The organism is Nonomuraea guangzhouensis (assembly GCF_019396345.1).
Classification (GTDB): domain Bacteria; phylum Actinomycetota; class Actinomycetes; order Streptosporangiales; family Streptosporangiaceae; genus Nonomuraea; species Nonomuraea guangzhouensis.
The window spans coordinates 110,614-133,707 of sequence record NZ_JAHKRM010000011.1 but is presented as its reverse complement, the minus strand read 5'-3'; the positions used below and the strand labels follow the sequence as shown (position 1 = coordinate 133,707).

Annotated in this window: 20 protein-coding genes; 8 read left to right on the top strand and 12 right to left on the bottom strand. The window is 70.9% G+C overall.

Annotated features, from left to right (window positions below):
* The first annotated feature begins 28 nt into the window (after positions 1-28).
* On the top strand, positions 29-1,915 hold the full coding sequence (locus KME78_RS23790; protein ID WP_219531355.1) for a glycosyltransferase family 2 protein: 1,887 nt from the start codon (positions 29-31) through the stop codon (positions 1,913-1,915).
* Positions 1,916-1,943: 28 nt separating this feature from the next.
* On the opposite strand, the gene KME78_RS23785 is transcribed toward KME78_RS23790, so the two are convergent.
* Positions 1,944-3,068: a DegT/DnrJ/EryC1/StrS family aminotransferase gene (locus KME78_RS23785; protein WP_219531354.1), complete on the bottom strand. Its 1,125-nt coding sequence runs from the start codon at positions 3,066-3,068 to the stop codon at positions 1,944-1,946.
* Positions 3,068-4,051, bottom strand: a complete 984-nt coding sequence (gene pseB / locus KME78_RS23780; protein ID WP_308127106.1) for a UDP-N-acetylglucosamine 4,6-dehydratase (inverting) — start codon at positions 4,049-4,051, stop codon at positions 3,068-3,070. The genes KME78_RS23785 and pseB overlap by 1 nt, the downstream gene beginning before the upstream one ends.
* 89 nt (positions 4,052-4,140) lie before the next feature.
* On the opposite strand from pseB, the gene KME78_RS23775 reads away from it, so the two are divergent.
* Positions 4,141-4,869, top strand: coding sequence for a cytidylyltransferase domain-containing protein (locus KME78_RS23775; protein WP_308127105.1), 729 nt, complete (start codon positions 4,141-4,143; stop codon positions 4,867-4,869).
* Positions 4,866-5,918 (top strand): PseG/SpsG family protein, encoded by a 1,053-nt coding sequence (locus KME78_RS23770; protein ID WP_219531351.1) that lies wholly within the window; start codon positions 4,866-4,868, stop codon positions 5,916-5,918. Before KME78_RS23775 ends, KME78_RS23770 begins: the two co-directional genes overlap by 4 nt.
* Before the next feature lie 27 nt (positions 5,919-5,945).
* Here the strand turns inward: KME78_RS23770 and pseI are convergent, their stop codons facing one another.
* Entirely contained in the window at positions 5,946-6,989 is a 1,044-nt protein-coding gene (pseI, locus tag KME78_RS23765; protein WP_214633898.1) for a pseudaminic acid synthase, read from the bottom strand.
* Positions 6,986-7,489 (bottom strand): GNAT family N-acetyltransferase, encoded by a 504-nt coding sequence (locus tag KME78_RS23760; RefSeq protein WP_219531350.1) that lies wholly within the window; start codon positions 7,487-7,489, stop codon positions 6,986-6,988. The genes pseI and KME78_RS23760 overlap by 4 nt, the downstream gene beginning before the upstream one ends.
* A gap of 154 nt (positions 7,490-7,643) precedes the next feature.
* Here KME78_RS23760 and KME78_RS23755 point away from each other — a divergent pair, with 154 nt between their 5' ends.
* The 3 genes from KME78_RS23755 (at position 7,644) to KME78_RS23745 (ending at position 11,066) form a co-directional block, all read left to right on the top strand.
* Positions 7,644-9,092, top strand: coding sequence for a glycosyltransferase family 2 protein (locus tag KME78_RS23755; RefSeq protein WP_219531349.1), 1,449 nt, complete (start codon positions 7,644-7,646; stop codon positions 9,090-9,092).
* A gap of 49 nt (positions 9,093-9,141) precedes the next feature.
* Complete coding sequence (locus KME78_RS23750) at positions 9,142-9,999, top strand: CDP-alcohol phosphatidyltransferase family protein (RefSeq protein WP_219531348.1); 858 nt, start codon at positions 9,142-9,144, stop codon at positions 9,997-9,999.
* A gap of 80 nt (positions 10,000-10,079) precedes the next feature.
* The gene (locus tag KME78_RS23745) at positions 10,080-11,066 is read left to right on the top strand and encodes a sulfotransferase family protein (RefSeq protein WP_246651738.1); all 987 of its coding nucleotides are present in this window, start codon (positions 10,080-10,082) and stop codon (positions 11,064-11,066) included.
* A 1-nt stretch (position 11,067) separates the two neighbouring features.
* Here the strand turns inward: KME78_RS23745 and KME78_RS23740 are convergent, their stop codons facing one another.
* The 8 genes from KME78_RS23740 to KME78_RS23705 all read right to left on the bottom strand — a co-directional run bounded on the left by KME78_RS23740 (position 11,068) and on the right by KME78_RS23705 (position 21,137).
* A complete protein-coding gene (locus tag KME78_RS23740) occupies positions 11,068-12,132 on the bottom strand; it encodes a glycosyltransferase (protein ID WP_219531346.1) in 1,065 nt (354 codons plus the stop codon).
* Positions 12,129-14,762 (bottom strand): bifunctional glycosyltransferase/CDP-glycerol:glycerophosphate glycerophosphotransferase, encoded by a 2,634-nt coding sequence (locus KME78_RS23735; protein WP_219531345.1) that lies wholly within the window; start codon positions 14,760-14,762, stop codon positions 12,129-12,131. Before KME78_RS23735 ends, KME78_RS23740 begins: the two co-directional genes overlap by 4 nt.
* An 85-nt stretch (positions 14,763-14,847) precedes the next feature.
* Complete coding sequence (locus KME78_RS23730; RefSeq protein ID WP_219531344.1) at positions 14,848-15,543, bottom strand: SRPBCC family protein; 696 nt, start codon at positions 15,541-15,543, stop codon at positions 14,848-14,850.
* Positions 15,544-15,634: 91 nt separating this feature from the next.
* Positions 15,635-16,489, bottom strand: coding sequence for an FAD binding domain-containing protein (locus KME78_RS23725; protein ID WP_219531634.1), 855 nt, complete (start codon positions 16,487-16,489; stop codon positions 15,635-15,637).
* Positions 16,486-18,801: a xanthine dehydrogenase family protein molybdopterin-binding subunit gene (locus tag KME78_RS23720; RefSeq protein ID WP_219531343.1), complete on the bottom strand. Its 2,316-nt coding sequence runs from the start codon at positions 18,799-18,801 to the stop codon at positions 16,486-16,488. Before KME78_RS23720 ends, KME78_RS23725 begins: the two co-directional genes overlap by 4 nt.
* On the bottom strand, positions 18,798-19,280 hold the full coding sequence (locus tag KME78_RS23715; RefSeq protein ID WP_219531342.1) for a (2Fe-2S)-binding protein: 483 nt from the start codon (positions 19,278-19,280) through the stop codon (positions 18,798-18,800). The genes KME78_RS23720 and KME78_RS23715 overlap by 4 nt, the downstream gene beginning before the upstream one ends.
* A gap of 71 nt (positions 19,281-19,351) precedes the next feature.
* The gene (locus tag KME78_RS23710; RefSeq protein WP_219531341.1) at positions 19,352-19,570 is read right to left on the bottom strand and encodes a hypothetical protein; all 219 of its coding nucleotides are present in this window, start codon (positions 19,568-19,570) and stop codon (positions 19,352-19,354) included.
* Complete coding sequence (locus KME78_RS23705; protein WP_219531340.1) at positions 19,560-21,137, bottom strand: PspC domain-containing protein; 1,578 nt, start codon at positions 21,135-21,137, stop codon at positions 19,560-19,562. The genes KME78_RS23710 and KME78_RS23705 overlap by 11 nt, the downstream gene beginning before the upstream one ends.
* Positions 21,138-21,250: 113 nt before the next feature.
* Between KME78_RS23705 and KME78_RS23700 the strand changes: the two genes are divergently transcribed.
* Positions 21,251-22,462 carry an ATP-binding protein gene (locus tag KME78_RS23700; RefSeq protein ID WP_219531339.1) on the top strand — a complete coding sequence of 404 codons (1,212 nt, stop codon included), beginning with the start codon at positions 21,251-21,253 and terminating at the stop codon, positions 22,460-22,462.
* Positions 22,459-23,091, top strand: a complete 633-nt coding sequence (locus tag KME78_RS23695; RefSeq protein WP_219531338.1) for a response regulator — start codon at positions 22,459-22,461, stop codon at positions 23,089-23,091. The genes KME78_RS23700 and KME78_RS23695 overlap by 4 nt, the downstream gene beginning before the upstream one ends.
* Positions 23,092-23,094: the final 3 nt, after the last annotated feature.

Here is a 23,094-nt window from a genome sequence, read left to right as displayed (position 1 = left end):
CGAATCCGGCTGACGAAGAGGAGTTCTTGTGCCGGTTCTTTCGGTGATCGTCCCGTTCTACAACGTCGAGAAGTACATCGGTTCCTGCCTGGATTCGCTGGCCGCGCAGAAGCTCCAGGACCTTGAGATGATCTGCGTGGACGACGGCAGCACCGACGCGAGCGCCGCCGTGGTCGAGGCCCGGATGGTGACCGACGAGCGGATCAGTCTCATCCGGCAGGCCAACCAGGGGGTCGGGCGGGCCCGCAACATCGGCGTACGGCGAGCGACGGGCCGCTACCTCGCCTTCGTCGACGGCGACGACATGGTGCCGCCCCGCGCGTTCCAGCGGCTGGTCTCCTCCCTGGAGGCCACCGGCTCCGACCTGGCCTGCGGCAACGTCATGCGGATCTACCGCAATCTGCTCGTACCCTCCTGGGCGCACAAGCGGGCGTTCGCCGAGCAGCTCAAGCGCACCCACATCACCCGCCACCCGCTGCTGATCCGCGACCGCATGCTGTGGAACAAGGTCTACCGGCGCGACTTCTGGGACGCCCTCGGCCTGACCTTCCCCGAGCGCATGTACGAGGACCAGCCGGTCGCCATGGCCGCGCACGTGGGCGCCTCGTCGGTCGACGTGATCAAGGGCATCGTCTATCACTGGCGGCAGCGCGACGAGGAGGGCACCTCGATCACCCAGCGCTGCCTGGAGCCGGCCAACCTGCGTGACCGCCTGCTGTCGGTGCTGCAGACGGCCGCGCTGCTGGACGACCGCGCGCCCGCGCTCAGGCCGCACTTCGACCGCGACACGCTCGACATCGACATGACCGTGGCGGTCGCGGCCATGGCCGAGATGGGCGACGCGGCCGCTCCCGACCTCGTCGATCTGATCGTCCGCTATCTCGACGGCGTCGCGCCGGAGGCCTGGCAGAGCATCCCGTTCGCGCAGCGGCTCCAGGCGCACCTGCTCCACGGGCGCCGCCTGGACGAGCTGGCGCGCGTCTTCGAGCAGGACCGCGAGGGCCTCCTGCAGCCGCGCATCAGCCTCGCGGGACTGCTGCGCAAGCGCTGGCACGGCCGGCACCCGGCCATGCCCAGACACCTGTCGGAGGTGTCGGCCGAGCTCAGCCTGTCGGCCCGGCTGCTCGAGCTGGAGTGGCGCGACGGCCGGCTCAGAGGTACGGGCCGCGTGAGCGTGGACCGGTTCGACGCGTCGGACCTGCGTAAGACGAGCGTGCAGGTGTGGCTGGAGGAGCGCAGGACCGGCGACGTCATCCCGCTGTCCGACCAGCCCGTCTCGTCGACCTGGGCGAACGTCGAGCAGGAAGAGGGCGGTGCGGTGCCCGAGCACGGCTTCTCCTTCGAGTTCGCGTTCGACCCGGCGGCTCTGACGGGCCCCCGGCTCGCCCGCCGTGGGCACTGGAACCTGAAGGTGCGGCTGCGCGCTCACCGGCTGACGCTGGAGGCGAAAGTCGCGGGGCCGCGCTGGCTGCCGCCGCTGGTGCCGGCGCCGAGGCGTACGGCGGGTGTGTGGTTGGTGCCGGTACGCGGCGGCGGCGGGGCCTGGGGGCTGCGGTTGCGCCGGGCCCAGGCGCTGATCGGCGAGTGCCGGGTCGACGGTGACGACCTGGTCTTCTCCGGCCAGCTCGCCGACCCGGGCGACGGCGACCCGGTGCTGCGGCTGGTGCGCAGGAGCGACGGCGAGGAGATGTACTTCCCCGTCACGCTGGCCGGGCACGACTTCCGGGCCCGGGTGCCGCTGGTGGACATCGACGAGGTCGTCGGCCACGAGTCGCGCTGGGACTTCGTCATCGACCAGGGCCGGATGATCCGGCCGCTGGCGCGTACCCAGGCGCGGCCGATCGTAACGGTCGCCGAGCGGCGCTTCCTGGTCGACCGGGGCGACGACGGCAACCTCATGCTCGCCGAACGCTGAGCCGGCGAGCCCATACAGCAGCGCGCCATCACTCCAGGATGGCGCGCAGCCGCTCGACGACCTCGTCCTGCTGGTGGTCGGTGAGGTCGGGGAAGAGCGGCAGCGAGAGCTGCTCGGCGTAATAAGCCTCGGCCTCGGGGCAGATCCCGCGCCGATAGCCGAGGTCCGCGAAGACCGGATGCCAGTAAGCCGGGATGTAGTTGACCTGCACCCCGATGCCCTCGGCCCGCATGCGGTCGTACACCTCCCGCCGCCGCCCGTCACGGATCCTGACCGGATAGAGATGCCAGCTCGGGGAGGTGTAGGGCCGCCGGGCGGGCAGCGTCAGCCCCGGCAGGTCGCCGAGCAGCGCGTTGTAGCGGGCGACCAGGTCGGCTCGGCGCGCGCGGAAGTGGTCGAGCCGCCGCAACTGGCTGATGCCGAGCGCGCAGAGCACGTCGGGCAGCCGGTAGTTGAGGCCGAAGTCGTGGACCTCCTGGTGCCAGCCGCCGTGGTCGGGGTCGCGCTGCTCGGCCGGGTCGCGGACCAGGCCGTGGTTGCGGAACCGGGCGGCGCGGGCGTAGCGGTCGCGGTCGCGTATGGCGACGGCGCCGCCCTCGGCGGTGGTCACGGTCTTGGTCGGGAAGAACGAGAACGTGGTGAGGTCGGCCGGCTCCCCGATCGGCCGGTCCTTGTAGCACGCGCCGATGGAGTGGGCGGCGTCGCCGATCAGCAGGGCGCCGGTCCGGTCGGCGATCACGCGCAGCTCGTCGTAGTCGGCGGGATGGCCCGCGTAGTCGACCGCGGTGATCGCCTTGGTGCCGTCGCCCGCCAGCGACTCGACCGACGCGGGATCGAGGTTGCCCGTGTCGGGTTGCACGTCGGCGAAGACCACCCGGGCGCCGCGCATGGCGGCGGTGGCGGCCGTCGCCACGAACGTCAGCGGCGAGGTGATCACCTCGTCCCCCGGCCCGACCCCGGCCGCCACGTACGCGACGTGCAGGGCCGCCGTGCCCGACGTGACCGTCAGGCACGGCACGCCGCCCGTCCAGCGGGCCAGCTCGGCCTCGAACGAGCCGACCGTGGGCCCGGTCGTCAGCCACTCGCCGCGCAGCACCTCGGTCACGGCCTCGACATCGGCGTCGGCGATCGACTGCCGTCCGTAGGGCAGCATCAGACGCCGACCGCCGCCATGGCGCGCAGGTCGTCGACCGACAGCCAGCGGTCATTGGTGTCGGAGCGGTAGGCGAAGCCCTCCGGCAGCAGCTCGCCGCCCTGCGGGGGCACGTAGCCCCAGGTGGCGATCGTCGGCTGCACGACGTAGCGGTCGCTCAGGCGCAGTGTGCGGCGGCCGTCGTCGGGGCCGATCATCTCCTCGTGCAGCTTCTCGCCGGGCCGGATGCCGATCTCGTAGACCGGGCACCGTGGCGCCAGCGCCTGGGCCAGGTCGGGCAGGCGCATGCTGGGGATGCGCGGCACGTACAGCTCGCCGCCCTGCATCAGGTCGAAGGAGTCGACCACGAACCGGACGGCCTGGTCGAGCGTGATCCAGAACCGGGTCATCCGCTTGTCGGTGATCGGCACGCTGCCGCCCTCCTCGGCCAGCCGCAGGAAGAACGGCACCACCGAGCCCCTGCTGCCCACCACGTTGCCGTAGCGCACCACGGCGAAGCGGGTCACGTGGCTGGCGGCGTAGTGGTTGGCCGAGACGAACAGCTTGTCGGCGACCAGCTTCGTCGCGCCGTACAGGTTGATCGGGCTGGACGCCTTGTCGGTGGAGAGCGCGACGACCTTGCGCACGCCGCAGTCGATGGCGGCCTCCACGACGTTCTGGGAGCCGGAGACGTTGGTCACGACGTATTCGAACGGGTTGTACTCGGCCGTGTCGACCTGCTTCAGCGCCGCCGCGTGCACCACGTAGTCGATGCGGTGCATGGCCCTGGTCAGGCGGCCCCTGTCGCGCACGTCGCCGATGAACCAGCGCAGCCGCGGGTCGTCGTCGAACAGGTGACGCGCCTCGTACTGCTTGAGCTCGTCGCGCGAGAAGATCACCAGCCGGCGCACGTCGAGGTGGTCCAGCGCGTGACGGACGAAAGCCTTGCCGAAGGACCCCGTGCCTCCGGTGATCAGAATCGACGATCCACTGAGAATGCTCACGCGGCCCCCCGCCGTAGACATCCGAGCTGCCCGGTAGCATAGCGCGATCGTTAAATCACACACGGTCACATAGGGGAATGGGGCTTCGGGTGAGGATTGTCGGAATCATTCAGGCGCGCATGGGCTCGACGCGCCTGCCGGGCAAGGTCCTGCGCGAGCTCGGCGGCCGCTCCGTGCTGGGCTGGGTGGTCCGCGCGGTACGCGAGGCGGCCGCGATCGACGATCTCGTGGTGGCGACCACCACGGAGGCGGCCGACGACCTGGTGGTGGCGGAGTGCCGCAGGCTCGGCGTGTTCTGGCACCGGGGGCCGGTCGACGACGTGCTCACCCGGTTCACGCAGGTGCTGCGGGGTCATCCGGGCGATGCCGTCATGCGGTTCACGGCGGACTGCCCGTTGCTCGATCCGGTGGTGATCCGCGAGGCCGCGCTGGTCTTCCGCGCGGTGCCCGGCCTCGACTATCTGAGCACGAGCTTGGCGGGCACGCTGCCGCGCGGGCTCGACGTGGAGATCGCGGGGCTGGCCGCGCTGAGACGGGCCGATCTGGCGGCCACCGCGTATCACCGTACGCACGTCACGTCCTATATCTACTCGCATCCGGGCGAGTCGCGGCTGCTCGGCCTCGCCTACACGCCGGCGGCGGCCGACCTGCGGGTCACGCTCGACACGGAGGACGACTGGCGGCTCATCTCGCGCGTCGTCGCCGAGCTGGGCGACAGGTGCGTGCCGGTCCGGTCGCTGGTCGGCTGGCTGCGGGACCGGCCCGAGGTGTGCGAGCTCAACGCGCACGTGGCGCAGAAGGCGTTGCAGGAGGCGTGACGCACCGGGTGGGGTTCCGTTGCGACGCGGGCGTGGCGAGCGGGGTCGGTCATCTGATGCGCTGCGTCGCGCTGGCCGAGGAGCTGTGCGGGCGGGGGGCCGAGGTGCTGTTCCTGGGGGAGGTGGCGGGGTCCGAGTGGGCGGCCTCGCAGTTGCGGCAGCGCGGGTTCCCGCTGTGCGCCGCGCCTGGCGAGCCGGCGGCGCTGGTCGAGCTGGTGCGGGTGTTCGGGCTGGACGCGGTGGTGCTGGACTCGTACGTGCTGGCCGCCGGTACGGGCGCGGCGCTGCGGGCGGCGGGCACGGCCGTGCTGGCGATCATCGACGGCGACCCGCTGGGCCAGGAGGCGGACCTCTACCTCGACCAGAACCTCGGCGCCGAACTGCGCCCCTTCCAGCCGCCCCGGGAGCGTCCGGCCGAGGGCGGTCCCCAGGGCGAGAGGCCCGCCGGTCTCCGGGGCGAGGGACCAGCCGGTCATCGGGGTGCCCGGCTGGCCGGGGCGCGTTACGCGTTGCTGCGGGACAGCGTCCTGCTGATGCGGGGGACCGCCCGACGCCGCCCGGCCCGCTCGGAGGGGCCGCTGGTGCTGTGCTTCTTCGGCGGCACCGACAGCGCCGGTGTGGCGCCGGCCTGGGCCGGGGCGCTGTGCGCCACCGGGCTGCCGTTCCGGGCGACCGTGGTCAGCCCGGTGCCGTTCGAGGTGGACGGGCCCGTCACGGTCATCCCGCCGACAGACCGGCTGCCCGGCCTGATGGCCGAGGCCAACCTGGTGGTCACCGCGGCGGGCTCGGCCGTCTGGGAACTGCTCCACCTGGGCGTGCCGACCGCGCTGAGCTGGGTCGCCGACAACCAGCTGATCGGCTACGAGGCGCTGGTCGGCGGCGGCATCGCGGCGGGTCTGGGCCCGGCCCCGGACGCGGCGGCCGTCGCCGTCCTCGCCCGCCTGCTCGCCGACCCCGCGGCCCGCGACGCGTACGGCAGGCGCGGCGCCAAGCTGATCGACGGCCGGGGCAGGGAACGCGTCGCCGACGCGCTCCTCGCCCTCCTGTGAAGCCCTCCTGTAACTGTGAAGTACGGGTCAGACCAGGTCCCAGGTCAGCGGCGTGCCGACCGTGGCGTCCCTGGCGAAGCGGCGGCCCATCACCTGCGCCGCCGCCGCCGGAGGCAGCCCGCCGGCCGGCCGGATGGAGCGGACGTTCTGCTCCGTCACCGGCTCGCCCGCCCGCACATCCCGTACGACATACAGCGACCGCCGGAACCGCAGCCCCTCGCTCTCGGAGGCCCGCGGCCCGATGACCGCGCTGCCCAGCGACTGCCAGGCCCGCTCGCTCTCCACCACGAGCGCCGCGAGCTCGGTGGGCTCCAGTGAGAACGCCGAGTCGACACCCCCGTCGCCCCGGTCCACGGTGACGTGCTTCTCGATCAGGCACGCGCCGAGCGCGACCGCCGCCAGCGCGGCGCCGAGTCCGGGCGTGTGGTCGGAGATGCCGACGACCGCGCCGGTGAGCCCGGCGAGCAGCGGCAGGGAGCGCAGGTTGCTCTCGGTGGGCGCGGCGGGGTAGGTCGCGGTGCAGGTCAGCACGGCGAGCTGGGCGCAGCCCGCGTCACGGGCGGCCGCCACGGCGGCGTGGATCTCGCCGATCGACGCCATCCCGGTGGAGAGGATCAGCGGTTTCCCCGTGGCGGCGGCGAGCCTGATCAGGGGGAGGTCCACGATCTCCGACGAGGCGATCTTGTAGGCCGGGGCGTCCAGGCTCTCCAGCAGCTCGACGGCCGTGGGGTCGAAGGGCGAGGAGAACGGGATGAGCCCCCGCCGGCGAGCCTTGGCGAAGATCGGCTCGTGCCACTCCCACGGCGTGTGGGCCCGCTCGTAGAGCTGGTAGAGGCGTTCGCCGCCCCACAGCTCGTGTTCGTCGGCCAGGCGGAAGGCGGGGCCGTCGGCGTCGACGGTGATCGTGTCGGGGCGGTAGGTCTGCAGCTTCAGCGCGTGGGCGCCGCTGTCGGCCACCGCGTCGACGATGGCGAGCGCCTGTTCGAGGCGGCCGTTGTGGTTGCCCGACATCTCGGCGATGACGAAGGGTGGCTGGTCCGCCCCGATCGCGCGCCCGGCGATGGAGATCATGCGCTGACGTCCTTCCTGGTGAGTTCCACGGTGACGACGTCCCGGCGGACGCCGTCGATGTCGCGCTGGTGGACGGCGACCTCGGCGAAGCCGAAGCGCCGGTGCAGCCCCCTGGCCGCCTCGTTGCCGGCCAGCACCTCGCCGCGCAGCGTGCTCAGCCCCAGCGGGCCGAACGCGTGGTCGATGGCCGACCGCTCCAGCCCGATCCAGGCCGGCAGCAGCGCGCCCGACCGCTCCAGCCCCGCCAGATCGAGGTAGAAACCCCAGTCGCCGCTGCGTGCGGCGGGGTCGAGGCCGGAGAACGTCACCACCCCCGCGGCGGTCCCGTCGTGCACGTAGATCAGCACACTGGTGGCCGGGTCGTCCTTTACCGAGGCCCACCACCGGGCGTGCTCGTCCTCGGCGATGAGGTGGGTGGTGAAGCTGGCCGCCCGCACCTTCGGGTGGTTGCGCCATCGGCGGATGGCGGGCAGCTCATGGTCGTGTACGGCTCTCAGCACGGCGTCTCCCTACTCAGCGCGCTCGACTGACTGCACAACGTAGCGGATCGGTCCGGCAAAGAGCTGATCAGGGGGCGGTAGCGAAGGTCCTGCCGGGGTGATGACCCAGGCATGCTGCCCTCGACCCAACCCCGACCCAAGGGAGCTTCTCGGTATGACGCCCATGCTCAGCGTCGTCGTCCCGATCTACAACGTGGAGCCGTACCTCGCCGAATGCCTGGAGTCCCTGGCGGCGCAGACGCTGGAGGACATCGAGGTCCTCCTGGTCGACGACGGCTCCGAGGACGGAAGCGTGCGGGTGGCGCGGGAGTTCGTGCAGCGCGATCCCCGCTTCGTCCTGTTCGACCAGCCGAACCAGGGCCCTGGCCCGGCGCGCAACGCGGGGATCCGCCGGGCCCGCGGCACCTATCTGGCCTTCGCCGACGGCGACGACGTCGTGCCGTCCAATGCGTACGAGCTGCTGGTCGCGTCGTTGCGGGAGAGCGGCTCGGACTTCGCGTGCGGCGGGGTGCTGCGCATGACGGAGGGCGAGCTGGCCGTGTCGTCGCTGCACGAGAAGGTGTTCAGGCGGCACGCGCCGCGCGCGCACATCCTGGACCGGCAGGTCCTGATCAGGGACCGCACGGTGTGGAACAAGGTCTACCGGAAGGACTTCTGGCACGAGCACGGGCTGGAGTTCCCGGCGGGGATCTACGAGGACGTGCCGCTCAGCATGCGGGCGCACGTGCTGGCGACGGGCGTAGACGTGCTGCCCGACATCGTCTACCACTGGCGCAAGCGCGAGGAGGGGGAGAGCTCCATCACGCAGCGGCGGGCGGAGCTGCCGAACCTGGCCGAACGGCTGACCGCCATCCGGGCCGTCCGGGCCTTCCTCGCGGAGAAGGCGCCCCAGCTCATCGACGCCTTCGACGGCCTGGTGCTGGAGAAGGACCTCCTGTTCCTGTTCCAGGCGCTGGAGTACTGCCAGGACGACGAGATCGGGCCGCTGCTCGAACTCTCCGAGCGGTGGATGGCCGGGATGAGCCCCGTCGCGCTCGGCTCGGTGGCGTCGCTGCGCAGGCTCGAACTCCACCTGCTGAGCCGCGGCCTGGTCAAGGAGCTGCGGGAGGTGCGCAGGTTCAGGCGCGACTCGGTCGACGGCACCCCGATCCTGCCGCGCGAGGTCGGCTGGTACGGCGACTACCCCTACTTCCGCGACCGGACCCTCGACATCCCCGACGCGGTCTTCGAGGCGAGCGAAGAGCTCAAGCTGGTGGCCACGATCGACGGGTGCGACTGGGTGGAGGACCGCTTCGAGGTCCGCGGCGAGGCGTACATCCACCGGGTGCCGCAGCAGCCGACCCGGGTCGACATGTGGCTGACCGACGGCGAGCGCCGGGTGATGCTGGACGTGGAGCGTACGGGCGAGCGGGGCGTCCAGGTGGCGATCGACCCGGCGCTGCTCGAAAAGGGCGGCCCGAGCTGGCGGCTGCATGCCCGGGTGGAACTGTGCGGCCTGGCGCTGAGGGGCTGCTTCCGCGAAGGGCGCGAAGGGGAGGCGCAGAAGGTCTGGCGGCTGTCGGTGCCAGGATGGTCAAGAACCGGCATGGACATCACCCAGTAGTTCCAGAGAGTAATTGGAACACGACAGCGCGTCGCCATGCTTGGAAGCCATGAGGACCTATTCGCTCGATGACGTCTACTCGACACGCAAGCGGAGAGACTCCTGGTGGACCGTGTACTTCGTGGACCCGGTCGCCTGCCGGGCCGCTCTGCTGGTGGCCAACCGCACGCGGTTGACGCCCAACCAGCTCACGGTCCTGTCGCTGGTCCTCGGCATGGTGTCCGCCACGTTTTTCGCGATGGACCAGCTGACCGCGGGGGCGGTCATGTTCTACCTGAGCTTCATGGTGGACTGCCTGGACGGCAAGATCGCGCGGCTCAAGGGCTCGGGGACGCCCTTCGGCCTGTGGCTCGACTACCTCGGTGACCGGATCAGGGTGGTGTTCTGCGCCACCGGGCTCGCCTACGGACAGTACGCGATCACCGGCGACGTCGGATACGTCGTCATGGGCGCGGCGCTGGCGGTGGTCGACCTGTTCAGGTATGTCAACGCGCCACAGATGAGGCGGGTCCGCGAGACGGTCCGGGCCGAAGCCGAAGCCGAAGCCGAGGCTGAAGCGGAGACAGAGGCGGAGGCGGACGGCGCGGGCCGGGCGGAGGACGACGAGGTCGAGGTGTGGGTGCCACGCCAGAGGCCGCCGCTCAGCCGGAGACGTCGTCTCTCACGGCGGATCAACAAGGCCATGGCCCGCCGCCGGATCCGTACTCACCTGATCAGCGGCATCGAGTTCCACGCCGCTGTGTTCGTGGTCGCGCCGCTCCTGGGCACCGTGGCGCTGATTCCGATCTCCGCGGTCGCCAGCGTCCTGCTGCTGGCCAACGAGGTCGTCCTCGTCCGCCGGATGTGGCTCTTCACACGCAAGCACCGCGCCCCCTCCAAGGGGAGCCGAGAGCACGTTCTCGTCTAAGTTTTCGGGGGTTTTTCATGTCAGACCGGCCCATCTTCGTTGTCGGATGTCCACGCTCCGGCACCACGATGCTGCAGCTCATGCTCCACTCGCACCCGCGGATCGCGGTGGCACCGGAGACCAGGTTCCTGGTGCCGGCCTACCATCGGCGCCGGACGTACGGCGACCTGCGCGTCGAGGAGCGCCGCCGCGCGCTCGCGCAGTGGATCTCCAGCGACCGCAGCACCAAGTTCCACGAGCTCAAGCTCGCCAAGGACGACTACGTCCGGCAGGTCGTCGAGGGGCCCGGGTCGCTCGGCTCGGTGATCGGCACCACCTTCCGCATGTACGCCGACCGCTTCGACAAGCCCCGCTGGGGCGACAAGCGGCCGAGCTACGTCAAGCAGGTCGACATGCTGCTCAGGCTCTTCCCCGACGCCCAGTTCATCCACCTGATCAGGGACGGCCGCGACTGCGTCTCGTCGCTGAAGGAGATGCCCTGGTACAACCTGGACTCCTTCCACGGGATCTCCACCTGGGCCGAGGCCATCGACGCGGGCAACAAGCTGCGGCGGACGATGCCCGAGGACTCCTACTACGAGCTGCGCTACGAGGACCTCACCGACGACCCGGCGACCGAGATGAAGAAGCTCTGCCACTTCCTCGACGAGGACTTCGACCCGATGATGGTCTCGCCGCGCGAGGCGGCCCAGGTGGCGGTCCCGCCGCACAAGGTCTGGCACCGCAACACGCACGGCGAGGTCACCCGCAGCAGGGTGGGCAGCTGGACCAACCGGCTGGACAGCTGGGAGATCGCGCTGTGCGAGCAGGCGCTCGGCGCCCGGCTCCAGGCCAACGGCTACGAGCTCACCGGCGCGCCGGCGGCGGCCAAGGAGCACGTGGCGTCCCTCCAGAAGACGATGCAGAAGCGCCGCGCCAGCCGGATGCGCAAGGCGATGCGCGACCGCATCAACCGGCTGCGCGAGCCGAGCCCGGTCGCCGCGCTGCTCACCTCGAAGCAGCAGGTGCTCGCCGGCGTGCCGCAGCCGCGCAACGAATCGCCCGAGCTGGCCCAGCGCGCGGGGTAGCTCACCTGGCCAGGTGGGCGAACAGGGATTCCCAGCGGTCCAGGACGTGGTCGAGCCGGAAGGCGCCGGCCCGTGCCCGAGCGGCGGCGCCCAGGCGCCGCCGCTCCCGCACCGAGCCCATCAGCCGGGCCAGCTCCACGGCGAACGCGGCCACGTCACCGGCCGGGACGAGCACCGGCCCGGCCGACCGCACCCCGCCCGACACGTCGAACGCCACGGCGGGCACCCCGTGCGCCGCCGACTCCAGCAGCACGACGGGCAGCCCCTCGTGCTCGCTGGTCATCCCCACGATCGCCGCCTTCAGGTACTCGCCCGGCATGTCGGCGGCGGGCACCCGGCCTCTGAACACCACCCGGTCCCCGACGCCTTCGCGTACGGCGTGCGCGCGCAGCCGCTCCAGCTCGGCGCCGTCGCCGATCAGGTGCAGCTCCCACGGCGGCGACGGCGCGGCCCTGGCGAACGCGCTGATGAGCCGGTCGAACCGTTTGATCCCCTCCAGCCGCCCCACTCCCAGCACCCTGCACGTGTCCAGCCCGGACACCTCCAGCGGCCAGCGCGCCAGCGGGTTCGGCAGGGTCCAGGTGTTGGGCAGGAGCGCGTCCTCGGAGAAGCGCCAGGCGTCGTCCTCGCTGAGGAAGATCGCCTGGTCGAGCTTGGGGTAGTGCCGGGTGATCGAGCCGAGGTGCCAGCAGCCGCGGGCGTGCTCGTACGAGCCGTGATACTGCCCAACGGGACGCAGCGAGCGGGGCAGCAGGGACGTCAGCCGGGTCACCACCCCCGGCGAGGTCAGCACCGCGAAACCGGCCTGCATCGGGCCGAGCAGGGCCGCCAGCCGTTCGTCGGCCCGCCGGCGGGCCCGCGGGCTCTGCGGCCCCACGGGCTCCGGGCTGATCACGTGGTGCCGGTAGCGCGGCGCCTCGACGTAGCGGAACGGCGCCGCCGCCCGGTGCAGCCCGACCACGTGCACGTCGTAGCCGCGTCCGGCCAGCCCCTGCGCCAGCGTGTGCGTCACCTGCTGGATGCCGCCCAGCGTGTCGGCGTCCATGCACGCGAAGACCACGGTCATGACGCCTCCCGGTGCCCGAAGAAGGCGTCCACGACGCGCGCGGCGGCGTCCCCTCGCTCGTCGGCGCACCACAACCGGTGGAAGGCCGCGTACCGCTCGGCATAGGCCGCGTGTACGGCCGGCAGCTCCCGCAACGCCGCCACCACCTCCTCGGTCGTGGTGACGCACGGCCCGGGGGCGATGGCGGGCAGGTCGTGGTAGACGCCGCGCTCGGTCAGCCGATACTCGTCCCAGTCGTCGATCAGGAACACCATGGGCTTGCCGGTCAGCGCGTAGTCGCACATCACCGATGAGTAGTCCGTGAGCAGCGCGTCCGAGGCCAGGATCAGGTCGTTGATCTCCGGGTACGACCCGGCGGGCCGGACGAAGTGCCTGAGGTGCTGGGGGGTGGTGAAACGTTCCACCGGGTGCGTCCGCAGGATCAGCACCCACTCGCCGGACAGCTCCTCGGCCATCAGCTCCAGGTCCGCCCGGACCGACCGGCCGCTGTTCTTGGCGTGGTCGCGATAGGTGGGCGCGTACAGCAGGATCTTCGTGCCGGGCGGTATCTCCAGTTGCGCCATGACGTCGTGCCTGGTCTCCCGGCGCACGAGCGCGTCGCAGCGCGGCGTGCCGTACCTGAGGACCCAGCCCCGGTAGCCGTTGGACGGCAGGAAGATCCGCGAGAACTCGGCGCTCGGCGAGATGAGCGCGTCCCAGCGGGCGACGGCGGCGCGCCACTCGTCGCGCGGCCGGTCGAAGTCGGCGCGCAGGTCGGGCGCGTCGAAGCCGACCGACTTGATGCCCTGGCCATGCCAGGTCTGGAGATAACGGGTCCCGGGCGGTTTCGGGTAGTTGAGCGGGAAGCCGTGGCTGTCGACCCAGATGCCCGCGCGGGCCAGCAGCCATACGTAGTGCCAGCCGCCGCGGCGGACGAGCCGGGCATCGCCGGGGAAGTGCGCCCGGTCCCTGGCCACGGACCAGACGACGTCGATCGGCAGGTTCCGCCGCCGCAGCTCCTCGTAGATGGCGCGCGGGCTGCCGGTGTAGCCCTTGCCGACGTCGGCCTCGAACAGGGCCAGATTACGGCGTGGCGGGAGCAGGCGGATCACCGCCTTGTAGAAGCGCAGCTTCATCGCCGGCGTGCTGAGCCGCCGCATCAACCGGCGCTTGATCCGCTGGCGCAGCGAGGTGACCGATGGCGCGCGCACGCGCAGGTACGCGGCGTTGCCCTCGGCGGTGACCGTGCGCCCGCGCAGCGCGATCGGCTCCATGGTGGGCGGGGCCATCAGCCGGTCGGTCGTGACGCGGCCGTCGGAGATCCTGGTGAAGCCGATGCGTGGATCGCACGAGTCCGCGGGCGTGAAGGTGATCTCACTCACGTACCCGCCGTCACCGGACGGAACGGGCTTGATGGGGACGCGTTCGCCGCCGAGCTGGAGGAAGGCCGCCCATGCGCTGGGCAGCATCCCAAAAGGGTCGAAGGTATGCACGACCATTCGGATCCGCTCGCCGTCGGCGGCTATCTCGGTCACCTCGTGGCGGAGCCGGGCCGCCGTGTAGGGGAGTTCGGCCATGCGTAGCCGGGTGATGTCCATGCCGGGCGTGACCGTCGTGCCCCAGTACGTACGGCCGGCGTGCCGTACCGCGACCCGTGGGGCGGCGCACGGGTAGGACAGGGACCGGGCGGCCATCATCAGGTCGTCGACCCGGTCGTCGAGGATGAGCCGGCAGCAGACCCGGGCCATCGGCTCGATCAGCTCGAACGCCTCGGTCGGCACCTCCTCCAGATACTGCCGGACGATCGAGGCGAACTCCGTGACCCACGCCCGATCGCGCCTGGGCAGCGGGTTGAGGTAGACGCGCAGGTCCTGCCGCAGGAAGCGCTGCTGCCGGGCGGGCACCAGGTCGCCGGCGTCGTGGGCCCGCAGCACGTCGTCGCTCATCCGGGCCGCCAACACGCGGTGCCGTACGTTGTCCAGCTCCTTGATGTTGAGCGAGATGGAGCTGTCGTCGGGCGCGCGGTGCCAGTGGTAGACCACCCAGGGCACGATCGCGAACCGGCGCGACACGGCGTACAGCCCGGCGGCGAAGACGTGGTCCTCGTAGTGGATGTCCTCCGGGAAGCGCAGCCCGTTCTCGCGCAGGAACCGCACGTTGTAGAGCTTGTTGGTGCTGAAGGAGTCGAGGAACAGCTCCGGCTCCTCGCGGATGCCCGCCACGACCCGCCGCCTGGCGAACAGCGACGGGTAGTAGGGCGCCAGCCGCCCGCTCCTCTCGTACAGCCGCGAGATCTGCCCGGCCACGAAGTCGGCGCCGGTCCGCTCGATCTCGCTCAGCAGGCTCTTGCAGGCGTGCCTGGGCAGTTCGTCGTCGCTGTCGAGGAACATCACGTACGGCGCCGCCGCCGCGTCGAGACCGTCGTTGCGCGGCGCGCCGCAGCCGCCGCTGTTGGTCTGCCTGCGCAGGTAGTGGACGCGTGGATCGGTCCGCGCGAGCTCGCCCGCCACCCGGGCCGTGGCGTCGGTGCTCGCGTCGTCGGCGATGATCACTTCGAGATCGCGCAACGACTGGCCGAGCACGGAGCGCACAGCCCTGGGCAGGCGGGCCGCGTCGTTGTAGGTGATGACGACAACGGTGCAGTCCGGCATGCCATCTCCCCCGAAATGAGACATCTGTCGGGAATCTGCCCCAGCTCCGGGTGAAGTGTCCGGACTTGATGGTGTTTTTGCTGAATCAGCGCATGAGGCGTCTGATCAACCAGCCGATGAGCAGCAGCGCCGCGAGCGCCCCGACGACGGGCGCCACGCGCTTCAGCAGCGGCGTCCCGGCGATCTCCAGCAGGTCGAGCGCCTCCTCGTCCGGCGTGAGCGACGTACGCAGCGTCCCGGCGGGCCGGACATCCTCCTCAGGGCTCGGCACCGCGCTCAGCCGCGGCCCGTCCTCCTGGGGCTCCTCGGCTGCGGCGGGCGCCTCGTGGGCGGGCTCGGCCAGCAGCTGCGCGAGGTTGACCGCGAACCTGTCGATGAGCTTCGCGCCGACCTCGGCCATGACCCCGCGCCCGAACTGGGCGGGCCGGCCGGTCACGTTGAACGACGTCTCGACGGAGACCGTGGTGGACCCCTCGCCGGGCGTCAGCGTGGCCTTGACGGTCGCCGAGGCCGTGCCGGAGCCGCGGGCCTCCTTGCCCGACGCCTGGAGGGTGAGCGTGTGAGCGTCCTTGTCCACGTTCTCGAACCTGGCCGAGCCGCGGTAGGTCACGGTGATCGGACCGACCTTGACCTTCATCCGGCCGGTGAACTCATCGCCCTCGAAGATGTCGAGCGAGGCTCCCGGCAGGCACGGGGCGACCCGTTCGACGTCGAGCAGCACGGCCCACGCCTGCTCGACCGGCACCGGAACGCTGAACTCGTGCTCGAACCGCATCGCCATCGATCCGCTCCTCTCCCGTCATTGCGCCCCGTCTGATTGCGACATTACGTCTGAGAGGGGGCACCCCGGAAGAGGTGCCCCCTCGAACCGGTCAGGGGGATTTGGCGGCGTTCAGAATCGCGCGATGGGTCAGCACCTTGGCCAGATGCCGGCGATAGTCAGGCTGGGCGTGCAGGTCGGAGGGCGGCGAGGTGTCGGCCGCCGCCTCCTCGCACGCCTGCCGTACCTGATCGCCCAGCTGCATCCCTCGCAGGGCGGTCTCGACCGCGTGGGCCCGCACGGGCGTCGGGCCCATGTTGGTCAGGCCGATCCTCGCCTCCTCGATCGTTCCGTTGGAACGCTTGACCGCCGCGGCCACCCCGACGATGGCCCACGACTGCGCGGTCCGGTGGAACTTCTCGTAGTGATAGCCCCAGCCAGCGCCGAGCTTCGGGATCCGCACCCCGACCAGGATCTCTCCCGGCCGCAGCGACGACTCCCAGTAGTCGACGAAGAACTCGGCGGCGGGTATCTCCCGCTCGCCCTCGCCCGACCCGGCGACGAAGACGCCCTCCAGCGCCAGGACCACCGCGGGCAGGTCGCCCGCCGGGTCGCAGTGCGCCAGCGAGCCGCCGAACGTACCGCGGTGCCGTACCGCGGGATCGGCGACCGTCTTGGTGGCCAGCGCGACGAGCGGGCAGTCCGCGTTGACCACCCCGGAATGCATCACCTCGTCGTGCGTGGCCATCGCGCCGATGAAGACGTGGTCGCCACGGTCGTGCACGCCCGTCAGCTCGGGCAGGCGGCTCACGTCGACCAGCTTCGACGGGTAGGCCAGCCGGAGCCGGAGCAGCGGGAGGAGCGACTGCCCGCCGGCGAGGACCTTGGCGTCCTCGTCGGCGGCGAGCTCCTGGACGGCCTCGCCGAGCGAGCCGGCGCGGACGTAGTCGAACTGGGCCGGGATCATCGCAGCGCCCTCCAGATCCGCTCGGGTGTACATGGCATCTGGATGTCGTTGATGCCCCGTGGTCGCAGCGCGTCGACGATGGCGTTGACGACGGCCGGGGTCGAGGCGATCGTGCCGGCCTCGCCGACGCCCTTGGCGCCCAGCGGATTGCTGGTGGCCGGGGTCTCGGTCCTGTCGGTGACGAAGTCCGGCAGGTCCATCGCCGTCGGCAGCAGGTAGTCGGCCATCGTGGTGGTGAGCAGGTTGCCCTCCGCGTCGTAGACGGCCTCCTCGTACAGGGCCTGGGCGATGCCCTGCGCGATGCCGCCGTGGATCTGGCCCTCGACGATCAGCGGGTTGACCACCTTGCCCACGTCGTCGACCGCCACGTACGAGCGGATCTTCGCCATGCCGGTCTCGGTGTCCACCTCCACCGCGCACAGGTGGGTGCCGTGCGGGAAGGAGTAGTTCTCCGGGTCGAAGGTGGCGTCGGAGTCGAGCCGCGCCTCGACGCCCTCGGGCAGGTCGTGCGCGGTGAACGCGGCGTAGGCCAGCTCCTGGATGGTCTTCTGGGAGTCGGTGCCCTTCACCTTGAACACGCCCTCGGCGAACTCCAGGTCGTCGGGCGAGCATTCGAGCATGTGCGAGGCGAGCTTCCTGGCCTTGTCCTTGACCTTGTCGCACGCCTTGAGCACGGCGATGCCGCCGACGGTCAGCGAACGCGAGCCGTAGGTGTCCATGCCCTTGTGCGAGATCGCCGTGTCGCCGTGCAGCACCGTGATGTCCTCGAACGGCACGCCGAGCGCGTCGGAGGTGATCTGGCTCCACGCCGTCACGTGTCCCTGGCCGTGCGGGGAGCTGCCGGTGATGACCTCGACCTTGCCGGTCGGCAGCATGCGCACCGAACCGTGCTCCCAGCCGCCCGCGCCGTAGTTGGCCGCGCCGAGCATCCTGGACGGGGCCAGCCCGCACATCTCGGTGAACGTGCTGACGCCGATCCCGAGCTGGACCGGGTCGCCCCGGTCACGCCGGTCGGCCTGTTCGGCGCGCAGCTTGTCGTAGCCGAACAGCGCCATCGCCTTGTCCGTCGCCGCCTCGTAGTTGCCCGAGTCGTAGGTCAGCCCGGAGATGGTGGTGTACGGGAACTCCTCGTGCTTGATCCAGTTGCGCCGCCGTACCTCCAGCGGGTCCACGCGAAGCTCGGCGGCCAGCTCGTCCATCATCCGCTCGATGCCGTACGTCGCCTCGGGGCGGCCCGCGCCGCGGTAGGCGTCGGTCGGCATCTTCGTGGTGAAGACACCCGTGCAGCCGAACTCGTAGGCGTCCATCTTGTAGATGCCGTTGAACATCGACGCGCCGAGCAGCGGCACGCCCGGCGTGACCAGCATCAGGTAGGCGCCCATGTCGGCGAGCAGCTCCACCTGGAGCCCGCGGATCCGCCCGTCGGCCTCGGCCGCCAGCCTGAGGTGCTGGATCTGGTCGCGGCCGTGGTGCACGGTCAGGTTGCCCTCGGAGCGGGACTCCGTCCACTTGACCGGCTTGCCCAGCCGCTTGGTGAGCAGCAGGCACAGCACCTCTTCGGCGGTGACCTGCAGCTTGGAGCCGAACCCGCCGCCGACGTCGGGCGCGATCACCCGGATCTTGTGCTCGGGGATGCCGGTCACCACGGCCAGCATGACGCGCAGCACGTGCGGGATCTGCGTGGCCGACCAGAGCGTGAAGGAGTCGCCGTCGGTGGTCGCGAGCACCGACCGCGGCTCCATCGCGCTCGGGATCAGCCGTTGCTGGATGTAGGTCCGGTCGATGACCACCGGCGCGTCCCTGAAGGCCGCCTCGAGGTCACCTGAGGTGATCTTCACGGTGAACGCCTGGTTGCCCGCCTCGTGCACCTTGGGGCTGTCCGGGGCGAGCGCCTCGTTCATGTCGAGTACGGCCGGCAGCGGCTCGTAGTCGACCTCGATCGCCTCCAGCGCGTCCGCGGCCAGGTAGCGATCGGTGGCGACCACGCAGGCGACGGCCTCGCCCACGTAACGCACCTCCGACACGGCCATCGGCGGGTGGTCGGGGATCACGATGTCCTCGCTCACCGGCCAGGCGCACGGCAGGCTGCCCTGTTCGGCGGCGAAGTCCTGGCCGCTGAACGCTGCCACGACACCCGGCAGGCCCCGCGCCGCCGAGACGTCGACGCCAGTGATCCGCGCGTGCGCCATCGGGCTGCGCAGGAACACGACGTGCAGCATCCCCGGCTGCCGCAGGTTGTCGGTCCACTGGGTGCGCCCGGTCAGGAGCCGCGCGTCCTCCTTGCGCTTCCTCGCCTTCCCGACCTCGGTCATGGCGTCTTCACCGCCTGGGTCATCTCCTGCGCGCCCCGCCGTACGGCGCGGACGATGTTGCAGTAGCCGGTGCACCGGCAGAGGTTGCCTTCCAGGCCCTCTCTGATGGCGTCCTCCGACGGGTCCGGATTCTCCCTGAGCAGGTCGATCGCGGCCATGACCATGCCGGGCGTGCAGTAGCCGCACTGCAGGGCGTGTTCCTCGTGGAAGGCCTGCTGCATCGGGTGCATCGACCCGTTGGCGCCCAGGCCCTCGATGGTGACGATGTCGCAGCCGTCAGCCTGCACGGCGAGCACCGAACAGCTCTTGACGCTCTTGCCGTCGAGCATCACGGTGCAGGCGCCGCAGTTGCTGGTGTCGCAGCCGACCGGGGTGCCGGTCTTGCCCAGACGTTCTCGTAGCAGGTGAACGAGAAGGAGCCGCGGCTCGGCTTCCTCCTCGTACTTGACTCCGTCGACGGTGACGGCGATCCGAGGCATACGTCCTCCCTGAGGCGCGCGGGAAACGCGGACACAGCCCAACGTACGCTCGTGTTTTTCCCGGTCAAGGGTTACTTGCCGCGGATCACCCGCGCGATGACCGCCACGAGACCCGCGAAGCCCAGTCCCACGATCACGAGAGACACCAGGACCAGGGGATCCGTGATCGCCTGGGTCAGGATCAGGATGCCGAGCACCACGAAGAGCGTGCCGCTCAGCAGCGCCATCCAGTCGGTCCTGTGCACCCTGCGCGGCTTGTCGACCTCACGCTGCACGCCCTCACGCGGCACGCCGCACCTCCATGTCGCCGACGCCGCCCCTCAGGTTCAGCACGATGGTCGAGACGGCGCCCTTCGGGCGCGTGTCGGGCTCCAGCACCTTGTCGAACTTGACGTCGACGCCGCCCCTGAGCGACTGGTCCACCTTGATGTCGCCGACCTTGTTGCTGGCGTGCACCTCGACCCTGGCGGTCGGCGGCACGATCACCGTCAATTCGCCGATCGAGACCTTGGCGTTGAACGTCAGGCTGGTGCCCGGAGTGAGCTTGAGTTCGGACAGGTCGAGCCGGCCGTCCCCGACGCCCACGTCGTAGAGCTTGTTCGCCTCCGCCACGGTGGTCGGCCGCCAGACGAAGTCGCCGACGTTCCGCGGCAGGTCCCCGACCATCAGGCCGAGGCCGATCAGCAGCGCGACCATGGTGCCGATAGCGACCAGGCCGGCGCCGCGGCCCCACCAGGCCGCGATGAGCAGCCCGGCGCCGATGGTGACGAGTACGGCGCCGCCGACCAGGGTGGGACTGACCCCCGAGGCGGACCTGGTCTGGACCGCCACGACGATCCCTCCAATGATGATGGCCAGCAACATGGTGATGGCGCCGATGAACGATCTGGGCCGCTTCTGGCGGGGCGTGGGCGGGGGCGCCAGCCGGCCGCCGTACAGGGCGGGGTCGTACGGTGAGTAGCCGCCGGACCGCCTGCGCGGGTCGAGCGGCTGGTAGGGGCCCCTCGGCGCGAACGGCTCGCCGTAGGTGACGGCGGTCCTGGGATCGGTGCGGTAGCGCGGCTCCTGGGACGGCTCGTGACGAGACTCCTGGGACGGTTCCCGCGACGGCTCCTGGTAGGGCTCCCCATACGCCTCGGCCCGGGCGGCGGCCGGCTCGTCGAGCGGTGCTTCGGCGGCGACGGGGTTGACGCGCGTCGGAGGGGTCGGCGGCACGGGGGTGGTCGGTGGCTCGGGGGTGGTCGGTGGCTCGGGGGTGGGGGGCGGCACGGTCTCCGTCACTGGCTCGCGGGCGTACGAGGCGGCCGGGCGGGGCCGGGGATAGCCCGCCGTCGGCGCGGAGGGGCTCGGGATGGGCGAGTGGGCGAAGTCGTACAGGAACGGGTCGGGCTCGCCCTGCGGGGGGCGGCGGTTGAGCCGCTCGGGCATCGACCGGACCAGGCCGAGCAGGTCCACGCCGCTGGTGTGCGCCGCGAGCAGCCCGATGGCCAGCATCAAGCCGACCACCAGCGTGCCGGTGCCGAGCCAGACCGACGCCAGGTTGATGCCGAGCCCGGCCGCGAGCACCGCCGCGAGCAGCGCCATCACGGTGTCGGCGGCGAAGTCGCGCCGGGTCCACTGCTCGATGTAACCGGGCCGCCCGTTCGGCTCCTTCATCAGTAGGAACGCCGCGATGTACAGGAACAGCCCCACCCCGGAGCCGAACAGCAGCACCGCGAACCCCACGCGGAACACCACCGGGTCGATCCCGGTGTGCCGCCCGAGCCCGGCGCAGACTCCCATGAGGAAGCGCCCCTCGCTGCTGCGTCGCAGCGCGCTGGGCGGAGCGGCCGGTCTCTTCGGCGGTGCTTCTGTCATGCCACTATCGTGGCCCCACCCGGCGGCGATCTCCATCCGGGAGACCCCTGACCCGACCCGGGGGTTGTTCCCTGATGTCCCCAACGCGCGCGACATGTGACGATGGCGATGTTATGGCTGACCAGAAGACTCTTGCCGAACCCGGTGGCGAAGCGCCGTACCGCCGGATGATGCGCCCCATGGAGGGCCGGCTGCTCGGCGGCGTTGCACAAGGGCTCGCGGCTCAGCTGAAGCTTGATCCGGTAGTGATCAGGTTGATGTTCGTGCTGCTCAGCGTGGTTGACGGGGTCGGCATGGTGGCCTACGCCGTGCTCTGGATGATCACGCCCCGCAAGCCGTACGAGGGGCAGCAGTCGCCACAGCGCGACTGGAGCCAGCTCGCGGCGTTCAGCGCGATCGGTGTGGCGCTGTTCGCGTTCAGCTGGCTGACCGGTGCCTCCAAGGGGGGCATCGGCATCCTGCCGTTCGCTGTGGGCGGTATCGGCGCGATCATCCTGTGGCAGCAGGCCGATCCCGAACGCCGCCGGAACTGGATGAGCGGGGCGACCAACAGCATCAGGAAGAACCGGGTGCGCACGCTGCTCGGCATCGCGCTCGTCGTCATCGGCGCGGCGGGCTTCCTGGCCGCCCAGGGCGAGCTGGTCAAGGCCCGGCCCGGCCTGCTGTTCACCGTGGTGGTGGTCGGCGGCCTGGCCGTCATCGCCGCTCCCTGGCTCGCGGGCCTGTGGAAGGAACTGCAGCTGGAGCGGCGCGAGCGCATCAGGTCGGAGGAGCGGGCCGAGGTCGCGGCCATGGTGCACGACTCGGTTCTGCACACGCTCACGCTGATCCAGCGCGTCGCGCACGACCCGTTCGAGGTCACCAGGCTGGCCCGCGCGCAGGAACGTGACCTGCGCAACTGGCTCTACCAGCCCGCCCAGGACGCCGACGCGACGCTGGCCGCGGCCGTACGGCGGATCGCCGCGGAAGAGGAGGACGCGCACGGCGTGCCGATCGAGGTGGTCTGCGTGGGCGACATCGCACTCGACCCGGCCGGCAAGCTCGCCGCCATGCTGAAGGCGTCGAGGCAGTCGATGGTCAACGCCGCCAAGTACTCTGGAAGTCCTTCTGTTGCCGTCTATGCAGAGGTAGAGGGCGAAGAAGTCACGATTTTCGTGAGAGATCGTGGCAAGGGATTCGACCTCGACGCGGTGCCTCTCGACAGAATGGGGATCAGGGAGTCCATCATCGGGAGAATGGAACGTCACGGCGGTGCCGCCAGACTGCGCACCGCGCCCGGTGAGGGGACAGAAGTGATGTTGACCATGAAGGTGGAGAAGCAATGACCACGGTGCTGATCGTCGACGATCACCGGCTGTTCCGTTCCGGTGTACGGGCCGAGCTGGGCGACTCCATCCAGGTCGTCGGCGAGGCGGAGGACGTCGAGACGGCGGTCAAGGCGATCGCCGAGCTCACCCCCGACGTGGTCCTGCTCGACGTGCACATGCCCGGCGGCGGCGGGCAGGAGGTGCTGCGCAGGGTGCTCGGCGCCGGTTCGCAGGTACGTTTCCTGGCACTGTCGGTGTCCGACGCGGCCGAGGACGTGATCGGCGTCATCCGCGGCGGCGCCCGCGGCTACGTGACCAAGAACATCAGCGGCAAGGAGCTGACCGACGCCATCCGCCGGGTGGCCGAGGGCGACGCGGTCTTCTCGCCGCGGCTGGCCGGGTTCGTGCTCGACGCGTTCGCCTCGTCGGAGGCGCCGTCCATCGATCCCGAGCTCGACTCGCTGACACAGCGCGAGCGCGAGGTGCTCCGGCTGATCGCCCGTGGCTACGCCTACAAGGAGATCGCCAAGGAGCTGTTCATCTCGGTCAAGACGGTCGAGACGCACGTGTCGTCGGTGCTGCGCAAGCTCCAGCTGTCCAACCGGCACGAGCTGTCCCGCTGGGCCACCGCCAGGCGGCTCGTCTAACGG